Source organism: Acetobacter syzygii, assembly GCF_000964225.1.
Lineage (GTDB): Bacteria > Pseudomonadota > Alphaproteobacteria > Acetobacterales > Acetobacteraceae > Acetobacter > Acetobacter syzygii.
Map to the genome: position 1 here is coordinate 21,814 of NZ_BAMZ01000023.1, position 14,413 is coordinate 36,226.

Annotated in this window: 10 protein-coding genes; 3 read left to right on the forward strand and 7 right to left on the reverse strand. The window is 50.7% G+C overall.

Translation table 11 applies throughout. From position 1 onward, the window contains the following. The first annotated feature begins 117 nt into the window (after window positions 1-117). On the forward strand, window positions 118-2,490 hold the full coding sequence (locus Absy_RS09250) for a TonB-dependent receptor (protein ID WP_048854469.1): 2,373 nt from the start codon (window positions 118-120) through the stop codon (window positions 2,488-2,490). Between the two features lie 74 nt (window positions 2,491-2,564). Here Absy_RS09250 and Absy_RS09255 read toward each other — a convergent pair whose 3' ends face one another. From Absy_RS09255 to Absy_RS09285, 7 genes are all read right to left on the reverse strand, one after another. Next, window positions 2,565-2,933, reverse strand: a complete 369-nt coding sequence (locus Absy_RS09255; RefSeq protein ID WP_048854470.1) for a helix-turn-helix domain-containing protein — start codon at window positions 2,931-2,933, stop codon at window positions 2,565-2,567. A gap of 276 nt (window positions 2,934-3,209) precedes the next feature. Further along, on the reverse strand, window positions 3,210-3,881 hold the full coding sequence (locus tag Absy_RS09260; RefSeq protein ID WP_048854471.1) for a methionine ABC transporter permease: 672 nt from the start codon (window positions 3,879-3,881) through the stop codon (window positions 3,210-3,212). Next, window positions 3,862-4,842, reverse strand: a complete 981-nt coding sequence (locus tag Absy_RS09265; RefSeq protein ID WP_048854472.1) for a methionine ABC transporter ATP-binding protein — start codon at window positions 4,840-4,842, stop codon at window positions 3,862-3,864. The genes Absy_RS09260 and Absy_RS09265 overlap by 20 nt, the downstream gene beginning before the upstream one ends. Beyond that, on the reverse strand, window positions 4,839-5,660 hold the full coding sequence (locus Absy_RS09270) for a MetQ/NlpA family ABC transporter substrate-binding protein (RefSeq protein WP_048854483.1): 822 nt from the start codon (window positions 5,658-5,660) through the stop codon (window positions 4,839-4,841). The genes Absy_RS09265 and Absy_RS09270 overlap by 4 nt, the downstream gene beginning before the upstream one ends. 112 nt (window positions 5,661-5,772) lie before the next feature. After that, a complete protein-coding gene (locus tag Absy_RS09275) occupies window positions 5,773-7,197 on the reverse strand; it encodes an FAD-binding oxidoreductase (protein ID WP_048854473.1) in 1,425 nt (474 codons plus the stop codon). 27 nt (window positions 7,198-7,224) lie between these two features. Then, window positions 7,225-8,727 carry a mannose-1-phosphate guanylyltransferase/mannose-6-phosphate isomerase gene (locus Absy_RS09280; protein ID WP_371263714.1) on the reverse strand — a complete coding sequence of 501 codons (1,503 nt, stop codon included), beginning with the start codon at window positions 8,725-8,727 and terminating at the stop codon, window positions 7,225-7,227. A gap of 706 nt (window positions 8,728-9,433) precedes the next feature. Beyond that, window positions 9,434-11,929 carry a TonB-dependent siderophore receptor gene (locus Absy_RS09285; RefSeq protein ID WP_048854475.1) on the reverse strand — a complete coding sequence of 832 codons (2,496 nt, stop codon included), beginning with the start codon at window positions 11,927-11,929 and terminating at the stop codon, window positions 9,434-9,436. 649 nt (window positions 11,930-12,578) lie between these two features. Here Absy_RS09285 and Absy_RS09290 point away from each other — a divergent pair. Together Absy_RS09290 and Absy_RS09295 are read left to right on the forward strand one after the other, a co-directional pair. Continuing rightward, window positions 12,579-13,082 (forward strand): RNA polymerase sigma factor, encoded by a 504-nt coding sequence (locus Absy_RS09290; protein WP_048854476.1) that lies wholly within the window; start codon window positions 12,579-12,581, stop codon window positions 13,080-13,082. An 88-nt stretch (window positions 13,083-13,170) separates the two neighbouring features. Then, window positions 13,171-14,124 (forward strand): FecR family protein, encoded by a 954-nt coding sequence (locus Absy_RS09295; RefSeq protein WP_084597068.1) that lies wholly within the window; start codon window positions 13,171-13,173, stop codon window positions 14,122-14,124. Window positions 14,125-14,413: the final 289 nt, after the last annotated feature.

Sequence of the window (14,413 nt, forward strand, 5' to 3'; positions counted from 1 at the left end):
TTGAATATATTTCTGCATATATAGGTTTATGCACACCTATATATAGACAAAGAGCGTGGCATCCGGGCAGAAGAACGCACCCTTTGTTCTTTATCATATCCCGGACCAGCCAGATCCATGCACGATCGTTTCCATATTTTTTTCGCCACCGGAACATTTGGCGCATTTTTGCTAACGACTTCGGCACTGGCCGCAACCTCTGTTGCTCCTCAGCAACAGCTCCCTGCCGGTAAGCCGAGCACCATTAAAACAGCGCAGAGCAAAAGCCCGCTGGCACAGGCACGTAGCAGCGCAAAACCCGGCACCACCACGCCTATTGCCGGGATTTTAGATGGCTCCAATGGCGAAACCGTGAACGTACATGGCCACCATGCGGCTGATGGCACGGGCGCCAAATACATGAACAAAATTGTTTATCTCGGCCCCTTGGGCAACCGGGATACGCTGGACACACCTTACTCGGTCATGGGTGTGCCCCATGACGTGGTGGTCAATCAGCAGATTCGCAACATTAATGACATGGCGCAATATCTGCCTTCCGTTCAGCTGGAAATCCGTGGAGACCCCAATACATCGCGCCCACAATCGCGCGGGTTTGAGGCTGATGTGGTCTCCAACTCCCGCCTTGATGGTCTAAACGTGGTCTCCACCACGCCTTACCCAGCGGAATGGGTGGACAACCTGCAGGTGCTCAACGGTCTGGCCGGTGCCATGTATGGCCCCGAAAACCCGGCTGGTGTGTTTGAATACACCCTTAAACGCCCGACTGACCGGCGGACCGAACGGCTTTCTGTTGGGGTAGATTCCATCGGCACCCCAACAGTTAACGGCGATGTTTCTGGCCGTCTGGGCAAAAATGGCTGGTTTGGTTACCGCCTGAATATGCTGCATGCCAATGGCACGGCCTATGCACCAGGAAGCTGGATCCGGCGCGAAATGGTCAGTGCGGATTTTGATATTCATCTGGACGACAAAACAGTTATCGAACTCGACGCCAGCCACTACACCTACGCTGCCCGTGGTTTGGCTCCGGGGTTTGGCATTCCAGCCGCAGGTGTTGGTGGGGCTTTGCCCGAAGCACCCGACCTGAGCAACCGCCTAGCTCCGGACTGGAGCGGGTATAATATGGAAACCAACACCTTTTTGGCCAAAATCAAACACGAGATCAACAAAGACTGGAGCTTTACGCTCGGCGGACTTTACCAGGATGCCATGCGCCAGTCCTTTGGGATAACTGATACGCTTAGCGCGACCGAAGGAACACACGGTATTTACTCGGCAGTTGCAAAAGCCGCTACATCTGCAAACGATTTTCGTGTTGGTAGTAACATGGCCTATTTTAATGGCCGTGTTTATACCGGACCAGTCAAGCATGATCTGGTCATTGGCACCAATGGCTACATGATGGGGAACTACAACCCTGTAGGTGTGAGTGGCATTGTGCCAAAAGCCGGACTGCCTTTGGGCACATACTCCATGTATGGCGCGGCCCCCACCAATGGAACGCAACCGTACTATAGTAAAAAAGATTACAAATCCAGCAGTGTGATGAGCCAATCCTTTATTATTGGCGATACAATCAAGATCAATAAACACTGGTCGGTTATGGGAACACTGGCGTGGAGCTGGATCAACCAGAAAAGCCGTTCAAGTGTCACCAGTGCTGTGCGCCAGCTCCCGCAAACCAATGCTGCATTCAGCCCAACAGCCAGCCTGCTTTACAAACCAACACAGAACCAGACCCTTTACTTTACGTATGGCCGGTCGGTGGAGGCTGGTCCTGTTGCCACGAACAGCAACAATATTTCTAACCCCAATGCGGCATTGCCAGTTGGCCACTCTGAGGAATATGAAGTCGGCTATAAATTCCGCTACCAGAAAATGCAGTTCAACATTGCCGGTTTCCGCATGACATCCCAATATGCCATGCCAACACCTGCTGCCAATTCCTCCTGCGTGGCTGGAAGCAACTGCCTGACATACGGGTATTACGGCACACAGCGTAATTATGGTGTGGAAGCCCAGATTTCGGGAGAAGTATTGCCAAATCTTTCTGTTCTCGCAGGTATGACCTGGCTGGATGCTGAACTTGTTGGCAGCCAGATTGCGGCTTACAACCACAAGCAGATTGTGGGAGCAGCTCCTTTGCAGGCCAACCTGCTACTGGACTACAGGCTCCCCGCCACCCTTGGTTCTTTTGCCTCCGGGTGGGCGTTTAACGCCAATGTCCATTATATGGGCAACCGTGCGGCAAATATTACAAACACACTCCACACCGGGTCTTACACAACGCTGGACCTTGGCACCCGTTATGCCTTCCACGTTACAAAGTTCCCCTGGGTTGCCCGCTTTGGCGTAAGCAACGCCACAAACGAACGGTACTGGGCCTCCGTCTATACAGGCGCACCCGCTGGCACATCTGGCGCAGGGTCAACCCTGTATGCCGGGCTGCCACGCGTGTATCACTTCACGCTCTCTATGGAATTTTAATCTTACGGATCATGGGGTGGGCACTCAGGCCCACCTTACCCATAACCAGATTACTGGCGCGGGCTACAAATAGCTCAGTTTTCCAACTGGGCTGTTCTTGCCTGACGCTCCAGCCATTTTTGAGCAGAAACTTTGCGGGATGCATCAAGCATCCGGTACAATGAGACCATGTCCCGTTCATCAGGCGAGACAATCAGGTCAATATCTTCCTGCACAAAACCGGTTAAGAACACTTCCGGGTCCACATGCAAAAGAGCGGCCAGTTTGGGAATATGCTTGCGGGCACTTCCCTCCCTACCGGTTTCCCAGAAGGCTATGGCTGGGCGGGATACGCCGAGTGCATCAGCCACCTGCTGCTGCGTAAGACCTGCAGTTTTACGAAGAATTTTGATTCTCTGCCCAAGCTCAATACCTGGCGAGATAACATTGTCTCGTTGAGCCATCTTAATTCCTCCACTTTACCACGTCGTGGCAGAATGTTTAGCGGGCAAACGTCATTCATATTTGTAAATGTACAAAATGCAGACCGCTCTACTTCAAATAATAGTCTATGAAAAAAGCGGATAACCTCTGTACCAACAAACCTGAGAACATTGATAACACATGGCAAAATGTGTGCAACAAATTACCGTCTGTTAATTTTTTAAATTCTCATCTTCTGGTCACGTTTGCGTGTAATTCCACGCATCAAAGGTGCAACGGTGCCTACCCAGCAGATATTACCCCCTCGGGGTCGGCTGTGTATGCCGCAAATACCGCGCCAAAACATTACCAGCGCCTTGCAACAGCATTACCAGAACAACCAGCACAGCCACAACGCCCAGCATAACAGTGGTATTGAATCGCTGGTAACCGTAACGGATTGCCAGATCGCCTAGTCCGCCAGCACCAATGGCACCAGCCATAGCCGAAGCCCCCACAAGAGTGACCAATGTTACCGTAAAACCGGAGATCAGCCCCGGCAGGCTTTCTGGCAGCAGCACGTAACGCACAACCATCCACCGTGTGCCCCCCATGGCACGCACGGCATCCACCAAACCGGCGTCCACCTCCCGCAAAGAAACTTCTGCAATGCGGGCGAAATATGGAATAGCTGCAATGGAGAGCGGTACAATAGCCGCAGTTGTGCCCAACGCTGTGCCAACGACCATACGCGTGAAAGGGATAAGCAAGACAAGCAGAATAATAAAAGGAACAGCCCTTACTGCATCCACCACAGCTCCCAGAGTACGCGAAAGCCAGGGTAACGGATAAAGCCCCCCCGGAGCGGTCAGCACAAGCAGCACCGCCAGAGGCAGCCCACCTGCTACAGCCAGCAGGCCAGAAGCCAGGACCATTTCCAATGTCTGAACGGTCGCGTTCCAGAGCAGGTCAAGAATAAGCCGGGACATATCCAATTACCTCGGCTGCACAGGCATGTGCCTGAAGAGCGTTCATGGTTGAAACAGCAAGACCATCCATCTGCACGACCAGATCCACCAACCCTTCCTCCTCCCTTGCTGGCAGGGTTTGCAGCAAGGTGAGTTTGGCTTGGCACTGCTGTTCCAGCATTTGCAATAATGGTGCCAACATGGCCTGCGCTGTGACGGTAAGACGGACAATGGCATGACTACCATCATGCGGGGTCTGGCTCAGGTTAGGCGGTAAAATGGCATCCAGTTGGTTGGCATCCAAAATATCGGCTGGGGTGCCACGTGCAACAATACGCCCTTTTTCCAACACCAGAACCTGTTGGGCCAAACGGCGCACCACGTCCATTTCATGCGTGATAAAGACAATGGTCAAACCCAGCACACGATTAATATCGGCCAGCAAAGCCAGAATGGCCTCTGTTGTTTCCGGGTCCAGGGCGGAAGTCGCCTCATCACACAGTAGCAACGCAGGCTGTGCGGCCAACGCACGCGCAATACCCACGCGCTGCTTTTGACCACCAGAGAGCATGGCGGGGTATTTGCCTGCATGGTCGGCCAGACCAACCAGATCAAGCAGTTCGGCGACCCGTTTATGGCGCTGTGCTTTGGGCACTCGCGCTATTTCCAGCGGTAAAGCCACATTGGCAGCCACTGTGCGGGAGGTCAGCAGATTAAAATGCTGGAAAACCAGACCAATTCTGCGCCGCAGCAAAACAAGCCTTGCTTCTGGCAGAACAGCCATATCCTCCCCCTCCAGCAGAATTCTGCCAGACTGGGGACGGTCCAAACCACTTAAGCAACGCAACAGGGTCGATTTACCGGCACCAGAGCGACCGATAATACCCAACCTGTCCCCCTTGCCCACGTTGAATGAAATATCGTGTAAAGCGACCTGCCCACCAAAGGAACGGTTAAGCCGCTCGACTTCCAGCAGTTTCATGGCCACGAAGGTAACACAGCACCGTGGAACGCTTTATCCAACGCCTGCCGCACATTGGGTTGCTGGTAAGCTCCCACCAACCTGGACACCCAAGGGGCTGATTTATCGGCCTCGTTCACGGCTATAATGCAGATGTATGGGTTATTATCTGCTGTTTCCTGCGCAATACGCGTTTTTTCAATATCAACACCAACTTTTTTGGCCCAGTCCGTGTTAATAACAGCCGCATCAAGGTCTGTTAGGGCGCGGCCCACAACGCCTGCATCCAGTTCCCGAATACTGATATTGCGGGGATTCTCCGTAATATCAAGCGCAGTTGGTGTATTCCCGGCATCTGCTGCCAGCTTAATCAGCCCCAGTTTTTGCAAAAGCAGCAGGGCACGCCCCTCGTTTGTTGGGTCATTGGGAACACCGACAACAGCTTTGTCCGGCAGAGCCGCAACAGATTTCCAACGTGTTGAATACAGACCAATAGGCGCTACATATGTATGCCCAACAGGCACAATGCTGTAACCCTTAGCCTTGTTCTGCGCATCCAGAAAAGGACCATGCTGAAAGGCATTTGCGTCCAGTTCGTGCTCGGCCAGCGCCTCGTTTGGAGCATTATAGTCCGAGAAGGTCACAATTTTGAGTTCCAGCCCTTCCTTGGCGGCATTAGCAGCCACAATAGGCCATACATCCTCATCCTCACCCGCCATAATGCCTACACGCACAACCTGCGGTGCGGCCTGCGCTACGGTTGTATGCCCAACCAGAGCGCACGCCACAGCAGCAGCACCAGCCAGCACAAACCGGCGGGAAAGAACGGAAGAGAGCATCACCAACACACCCCGCAAACAGGAACCAAACCAGATAATAAATCACTATAAGTTTTGCTTGAATAAAATATAGCACCTGATTGTCAAGTTTATTTGTGGTGATCTCACGCAATCATCCGATGTAGGCTAACCCTTCCGGCAGAAGTTTACCGGGATTGAGAATATTGCGTGGGTCTAGTGCTACCTTCAATGTTCTCATCACCCGCAACGAGGGTTCACCGTGTTCCTGCGCAAGGAATTCGAGTTTACCGACCCCTACGCCATGCTCGCCACTACAGGAACCATCCAGTTCAAGCGCACGGGCCACAATCCGCCGGTCCAGATCCATTGCTTTTGCATGTCCTGCAGCACTGTCTTCCGTGATGATCAGCGTATGAAAGTTACCATCACCAACATGACCCAGAATAGCGGCTTCCAGACCGGATTCCTGAATATCAGCCTTAACGCCCACAATTAAATCTGCCAGGCGAGAAATCGGGACAATGCAATCGGTTGTTACAATCCGCGCACCCGGATAAAGCGCTTTTACAGCCCAGAACGCATTATGCCGCGCCTTCCACAATCGTGTACGCTCATCAGGCGTATCAGCCCATGCAAAACCGAGGCCATTATTCTCCCTGGCCAGCATTTCGGTTACATCCACCTGTTCCCTTACGGACGCTGGTGCACCGGAAAATTCAAAGAACAGGGTCGTAATCGGACGCAATTCCTCCAGACCAGAATAGCGAATGCTCGCTGCCATTTGCACGTCATCCATCAGTTCCACGCGTGCAATGGGCACACCGGCCTGAATAACCTCAACCGCCGTACGCACGGCATCTTCAAGATTTTCAAACTGACAAATCGCAGCGGAAAGCTGCTCGGGAATACCATGCAGGCGCAGCTGGACCTCTGTAATAATACCTAAAGTACCCTCGGACCCCACAAACAGAGATGTCAGGTCATACCCGGTGGAGGATTTTCTAACCCGTCCACCTGTTTTAATGACCTCGCCATTTGCCATGACCACCGTCAGACCAAGCACATTCTCTTTCATCGTACCGTAATGCACAGCAGCAGTCCCTGATGCACGGGTTGCGCACATGCCACCCAATGTTGCCTCGCCACCGGGATCAACCGGGAAAAACAGCCCCGTATCACGCAAGCGAACATTCAGTTCCTGCCGGGTCAACCCGGCCTGCACACGGCAGTCCATATCCGCAGCATTAACCTGCAAAACAGCAGTCATACGGGACAGGTCAATGCTCACAGCATGTTCAGGCGGCGTAACATGCCCTTCCACCGAAGTGCCTGCGCCAAATGCCACAACAGGCACATAAGCGGAGTGACAGAGCGCCAGAACGGTTGAAACGTCATCCGTAGTTTCTGCAAACACAACACCAGCAGGCAAACGCGCCAGTTCCAGTGCCTCGCCATGGCTATGCGCTTCACACACAGACGGATTGGTGGAAACCTTATTGCCCAGATGTTCTGTTAATTGTGCCAAAACAGCAGTTACGCGCTCTGCCGCCTGACGATCTATGGAAAGATGCGGCATTTTCTTTTTCCCGGTTTTACAAAAAGCTCAAACAGTCCGGCTATACATATCCTCAACCCGGACAATGTCATCTTCATCCAGATAGGGACCGGACTGAACTTCAATCAAAGTAACTGGAATACGGCCCGGATTTTCCAATCTGTGCAAGCTTCCAAGCGGCAGATAAATGCTCTCGTTCTCCCGCACAATCACCTGCTCATCTTCCCTCGTAACAAGAGCCGTGCCTTCCACCACCACCCAGTGTTCAGCGCGGTGATAATGTTTTTGCAACGAAAGTTTTTCGCCCGGTTTCACAACAATTTTTTTAACCTGAAAACGATGACCTTCTGTCAGTGCCTCGTAATGCCCCCATGGCCGGTATGTCAGCCGGTGCATATCCACTTCTGGTCGGTTATTGTTCTTCAGGGTCTGCACTAGGGTTTTAACATCCTGTGCACGGTCCTTACTGGCAACAAGAATGGCATCCTGCGTTGCCACGACAATCAGATTATCCACGCCCAGAACAGCAGCCAGCATACCATCCGTACGCACATAGGATTGACTTACGTCGTGTACAACAACATTCCCATGCAACACATTCCCTTGAGCATCTTTTTTACCCAGATCCCATAAGGTGTCCCAGCTCCCTACATCCGACCAGCCGAAGTTACCGGGCACCACTGCTGCCATATCTGTTCGTTCGGCCACGGCATAGTCAACTGATATATCCGGAGACTTACAAAAGCTTTCTGGGTCAAGCCGCTCAAAATCCATATCTGTCTTACGTTTTTCCACGGCTTCCTGAACATATGTGTAAAGTGCGGGCTCATACCGCTTGATCTCAGCCAGAAAGGTTGCCGCACGGACAACAAACATGCCCGAATTCCACAAATACCCCCCCTGTGCCAGAAACGCCGCAGCTTTATCCCGATCAGGTTTTTCTACAAATCGACTGACCTCATAAACCCCTGGCAGACCATCTATGCTCCCACCTTGTGCAATGTAGCCATATCCAGTCTCTGGTCGGGTTGGTGTCATACCAAATGTGACCACATAACCCTTACGTGCAGCCAAAACAGCGTGTTCCAGTGCAACCTGTAACTTGGGCACATCTTCAATCGCAGCATCTGCTGCCATAACCCACAACACTGCATCCGGGTTCTGTTCCGCCACAATAAATGCAGCCGCAGTTATGGCAGGTGCTGAGTTACGCCCGGCAGGTTCCAGAACAATCCGTGCATCCTGCACACCGGCATCACGCAGTTGTTCGGCAATGATAAAACGATGCTCACCGTTGCAAATAACAATCGGATTTGCCAACCCCTGCCCCTGACCGCGCAAAGCGGTTTCCTGCAGCAAGGTGCGGTCACTCAATAATGGCCAGAACTGCTTGGGAAAGCTCCCGCGTGAGACAGGCCACAACCGGCTCCCCGCCCCGCCAGAAAGGATAACAGGCACAATCGGAGCAGTATGAAGGCCTGCACCAGCATCACCTGTATCCTTACTACCGACCATACTCTTGCCCCTAACATTCCTTATGACCTCCACCAGAAAGTCCACCATAATCCGTAATACAAGCCCTCCTCCGTGACAATCACCCTATTATTTTCAATGAGTGAGTTATCATGGATATATGAACCCAAATATATTTAGTATATTCCAAATATTTGTAAAAATATTATAGTGAAATAAATAAATGTTCTATTATATATGATTATTCACCGTTAAATACAATAAAAAAGATATCATTTTACAGACACCGATAAGCATTACGTCTTACTTGAATAACAGTCCCTCTAAGAACCTGCTTCCCGTCACGTACATAACTGCTTGCGACATAAGAGCTGTATGCTAATAACACCGAGATAGGCCGAAGGTCATTGGTAGCGTTTTATTTGATCATCGCGTACGTTCAGCACACGGATCAGGCCGGTTCAGCCCCGATCCCTATACCCACACAGATTATTCTTAAGCAGCCAACACAAAAACATCGTCAGTAAATTCTTGAGGTATATGGGCTAAACAGCAGGATTTATACTATCGCATACCCCTCAATCTCCAATCTATTATTCTCTTACTACAGGATATATAGGAACTTAACCCATCTAAAATCTAATTTTAGCCAATCTGCTTTTGGATAAAAGGAAATGGAAAAGCCACCTCCATCCAGTGTAACCACAGGAAGTAGCTGCCCCATAACCTCACACTTACTTTTCAAAATTGATTTCTGATCAATATTTCGTAGAATTTGTAAAAATCACCAACTATATGAAATATTCCCATAAACACGGCGGGATTGCCCATAATAACATTGCCTTACCGCACAGGACCCAAAATAACGCTTGTTAGTCAAATTCGACATAGCGAGCGATACTTTTAATCCGTGAAGATTGGGAGAAATATCTCCAAAATCATAATGGGCACCCGCATCAAAAAGCGTGTAGGGCGGAACTTTAAATGAATTAGAGTCATCTGCATACGTAAAGCCGATGTATCGGACGCCAAAGTTAACCCCAAAACCATGGAATATAGACCGCGGCAACGTGTAGTCTGCAAACATGTTCACCATGTTTCGTGGCAAACCTGATACATACTTCCCTTGCTCCGAGACATCTCCCAGATTATTCCCGTGAATGTCATACTGCGTTACACTTGTATCACTTTTTGCGACCCGAATATCATTATACGTATAGGATGCGGTCAAACGTAAGTCGCGCGTTACATTTGCATGGGCAGATAATTCAACTCCTTTTGAAACAACAGTGCCTGCATCTGTACTAAAGTCCAGATTATCAGGATCACTAATCAAATAATGATGTTCTTTTATATGATAAGCTGATGCCGTTAACAGCACGTTAGAACGCGGAATCAAGTATTTTAACCCGACTTCAAACTGATCTCCAGTCAGTGGTTTGGCGACTGACCCATTTGCAACAGTACTCCCATACTGTGGATTGAACGAAGTTGAATAGCTGAAATAAGGTGAGAGTCCAAAATCAAACTTATAAACAATTCCAGCACGCCACGTAAAAGCAGAGCCATTTTCTTTTGTGTTTTCCGCCAGTGACATTGACTGCACAGACGATGATGTTTGATGCCCGGAATAGCGCTTATAATCATATCCATACCAATCTTCTCGCCCACCCAAGACAATAGAAAATTTATTAATTTTTATTTGATCCTGAAAATAAACACCTGCCTGATTCCATGACACCGGATAACGGTAGAAATACAGCATATCAGAACTATGAGAACTGTAATCTGGATGCACGACATTATAGACAGGATTCCAGATATTGATCGATTGCAGAGGAGTAAAATCATAAGACAAATTCCATGACTGATCGACATGCCTGTAATCCACACCAGCGACCAGCGTGTGTTGGAATAGACCTGTTTTAACCCGACCTATAACGCGACTATCAATGCCTATTGTGCTGTATTTATGATTTCCCTTCCAAGCGTACCTTGTATATGTCTCGCCATCAGAGTTCAAAGAGCCCCCATAAGTATTATTATTCCACTTACGGCTGTTTTCATAAGAAAGGTTTTGTTGAAATTCTATATTTTTATTGAATTTATGCGAAAATTGGTATTCAAATCGAGCATCTTTTGCCCCCGTCACATTATCATCCGGGTCACCAAGAAAACGGCTACGTGGAATATATCCATATTTTCCCCGAATCAATGTGCCTACAAGAGGATAATATGCACCGGAACCAACACCGGGCGTGTACATATACATACCTAACAGGGTTAAACTTGTTTTTTCATCTATATCCCACTTTATAGACGGAAGTACCCCTACCCGGTGGTAATTAACATAGTCAGTTTGAGTTCCCTGCGTAACACCAATTCCCGCTATTCTATAACGAACATTCCCAGATTTTGTAACTTTATCACTTATATCAAATGTAGATTCATAACGACCCCAATTACCAAAACCAATAGTCGCATTCTTGAGTGGCGTATCGGTTGGCTGTTTCAAACGCATGGCAATAATACCGCCAGGTCCAGTTTGCCCATACATAACGGACGCAGGTCCATTAATTGCTTCCACACGCTCTACAAAAGCTGTTTCCGCCGCAGATTGCATATTAGAAATAATACCATCAATATACTGCGTAGAGGAAAAACCTCTTTGACTAAAACCACCACCTCCATCGCTTGGGCCAGAACCACTTCCCCGATCAGCCATTCCCAATCGCTCGGCATAAATACCGGGCATATAGCGCAACACATCCGCTATATTTTGTGCCTGCTGGTCAATAATTTGATCTTTTGTAATCGTATAAATTGAATTTGGAATCTCAGTTATAGGTGTATCTGTTTTTGTCCCGGCATCAGTATAGGTAGCAACATATCCGACACCAGGTCCAATGGCAGCCTCATGTGCATTAAGGGTACCCCCGACACGGACCGGACCAAGGGTGATATTGGCTGCAGCTTTTGCAAGGGTCACACTGTTCGGCCCCGTGGCACGCCAGGTCAGGCCCGTCCCTGTCAGCAGTCGGGACAGAGCCTCCTGAGATGTCAGATTACCCGAGATCGCCGTGGACCGGACGTTACCTGCGTCCGCCGTCGGATAGGCTACCTGAACGCCTGACTGTTCAAGATACTGGTGCAGAGCAGTGCGCAGGGGTTGCGCCGCGATGGTGAAATGCCGGACTGCCCCCGCACCGTCACCCACGGGTTGCGCCTTTGCAGCGGGAGCCAAAAACCCGGAAAGGCAACTGGAAGCCAGCAGGGCCATAAGACAGACCCCAGCAACGGACGCCGACTGACGGCGCAATGTGTGACCCATTGGTGAACGACGCTCCCATATGCAATTGAGAAGAGTTCTCAAAATTCTGTCATAAAATGGAAGACGACGTGGCGGCACGGATATCCACACCCTTCCCGATCTTTTTTTGATAACCTCACCAATTCACGAGCACACGAAGAGCACCAGCATTTTGGGCCAGTCAACACACTTTTGGAGGCTTCGTGAAAACGAAAGCGCGCCAGAAGCCCACGGCGTAACCTGCACCAGTGGACTAGAAAGCACCCGACACGAACGCCTATTTTAGCATTAAAAAGGCAACTGATTAAAGCGCGTTTCCATGCCAAAGTCGTGGGGTGGATGACGGCAACATGCGTTGGGCGAGCGTGCAAGATGCGTGGTGCGTTCCACACCCTCACGGCATGTATCGATGCACCAGCCCGTTCCCTGTCCCCCATTTACAACAGGATTTTTTTAGATGCTGAAAAGTGTCAAAATCCGCCCCCATCAGACGTCCAGACATAAGAAAGCTAAAGCATCCCGAAGGGAAGGCACCAGACGGTGTGACCTCATCAACAATATTGCGAATTGTTCTTAATACTGTTAGATATATAGAGAATTTCATGGATGACCCTATGACATGCAGGATAACATCGCCACACTGACGAACCTGATGGTGAAGGAACGCCCCTCGCTGTTTCACCTCATGTATCGGATCATCAAGAACCGTGAAGCAGCAGAAGACGCAGTTCAGGCTCTGTTCGAAAAAATCCAGCATGTCGAACCCGAGGCGGTAATCCTCAGCCCTCATGCCTATCTGTACCGGCTGGCATCCAACCTGGCGATCGATTCCGCACGCAGCCGTTACCGCCGAGAAGACGTGCAGGACAGCATTCACGACCTGCTCTGGCTGGAGGACGACAAACCGACAGCCGAACAGCAACTGGCCGGAAAAAAGAGACTGGCTCAGGTTGAAGCCATGATCGAAACCATGCCCGAGCCTATGAAGACCATTTTCTGCCTCAACCGCTTCCATGGACTGAGCCAGACGGAAATCGCACGCCGCTCCGGCAAATCGGTGTCGCTGATCAACCGTTACGTGCAACGAGCCCTGAACCTGCTGGCCACGGCCCGAGACGACTGATTTTTTCCCAAACCATGACCTGCCAGTATAAAGCTGCGGTTTCCGACCGTCTTACAGTTAAGAGCGGCGAAACAGCCATGGATACAACGTGACCCAGACACAGCCTGACATCGCGGAAACCGCACGGCACTGGATCGTGCGCATGGCATCGGGAGAAATGACTGAGGACGAACTCGCGCAGTTTCGTACATGGCGTGCGGCCTCTCCGAAACACAATACGGCTTTCGAACAGGAGCGTAGGCTCTGGCGAGCCCTCAGGATTTCCCCCGCACAGGATCATGCCGTGCGCGCTTCGTGGAAGCGCATGAGCCGAAAGCGGACCTTGAAAGCCGGGCTATTTTCCCTGACAGCCATCGCCGCATCAGCCGCTATTTTTCTTTGTACTCCGGCCTTGAAGATATGGCTTCAGGCCGATCAGTGGACAGGCACGACTATTCGGACTGTGGCACTCGCCGATGGATCGCAGGTTGTTCTCGATAGCGATACCGCAATTGCCATCCATTTTACGCCCAACCATCGGGATATTACATTGCTCCGGGGTAACGCCCTTTTCAAGGTACACCATGATTCCACCCGCCCCTTTCGCGTTACCGATCAGGACGGACGAATTGAAGATGTTGGCACGGTCTTTGAATTACGGGATGCCCCTGCCCGCGTTACAGTCAGCGTCAGTCAGGGTCTTGTGGACGTTTACACGCCCCGCGACAGTTCCGTGCCTGCCCGGCTCCGTGAAGGCGAGCGTCTGGCTTACGCAAACGGTACGGTTTTTCCGATCGAGAGAAACATCCCCCCCGATGAGATCGCAACCTGGTCGCGCGGGGATCTGACGCTGGATAACGCCACACTTGCCGATGCCGTGCATGCCATATCCCGCTATCGGCGTGGCGCGGTCTATATCTGGGGTGAGATACCGACTGCCAGACGTATCAGTGGCGTGTTTCGCATCTACCAGCCTGACGAAGCCCTCTCGACCATTGCCGCGACAACGGGGATGACAATCCTTCACTTACCCGGCAATATCATGGTGCTTAGGCGGGCATAATCCCAGCAAAGCCTTAGGAAAACCCTGACACCTGATCACAGGGTGCATCCCCATCGGGAAAGCCATTAGTACCCTGATTGCCGCATGATGCATCGTAAGCGGGTATCGACTTCTCTATAGTAACCGGGACTTTGATCCGTTTGTGGTACACTTGGGGCTTGAAGCTGCCACGTAGCGGACGAAGCGAACAGGTCGCGTCCTCTCGCCCGCACATCACGGTTGTTGCCGTGTGGCCTTATGAAGATTGTGAATTGCCCCGGGTTTTGTGGAGACAGAACGACCCGAGAGG

What these genes read in the sequence shown, in the direction of transcription:
- Absy_RS09250 (WP_048854469.1), top strand. Translation starts at nt 118, where the DNA reads ATGCACGATCGTTTCCATATTTTTTTCGCCACCGGAACATTTGGCGCA.
- Absy_RS09255 (WP_048854470.1), bottom strand. Translation starts at nt 2,933, where the DNA reads ATGGCTCAACGAGACAATGTTATCTCGCCAGGTATTGAGCTTGGGCAG.
- Absy_RS09260 (WP_048854471.1), bottom strand. Translation starts at nt 3,881, where the DNA reads ATGTCCCGGCTTATTCTTGACCTGCTCTGGAACGCGACCGTTCAGACA.
- Absy_RS09265 (WP_048854472.1), bottom strand. Translation starts at nt 4,842, where the DNA reads ATGAAACTGCTGGAAGTCGAGCGGCTTAACCGTTCCTTTGGTGGGCAG.
- Absy_RS09270 (WP_048854483.1), bottom strand. Translation starts at nt 5,660, where the DNA reads ATGCTCTCTTCCGTTCTTTCCCGCCGGTTTGTGCTGGCTGGTGCTGCT.
- Absy_RS09275 (WP_048854473.1), bottom strand. Translation starts at nt 7,197, where the DNA reads ATGCCGCATCTTTCCATAGATCGTCAGGCGGCAGAGCGCGTAACTGCT.
- Absy_RS09285 (WP_048854475.1), bottom strand. Translation starts at nt 11,929, where the DNA reads ATGGCCCTGCTGGCTTCCAGTTGCCTTTCCGGGTTTTTGGCTCCCGCT.
- Absy_RS09290 (WP_048854476.1), top strand. Translation starts at nt 12,579, where the DNA reads ATGCAGGATAACATCGCCACACTGACGAACCTGATGGTGAAGGAACGC.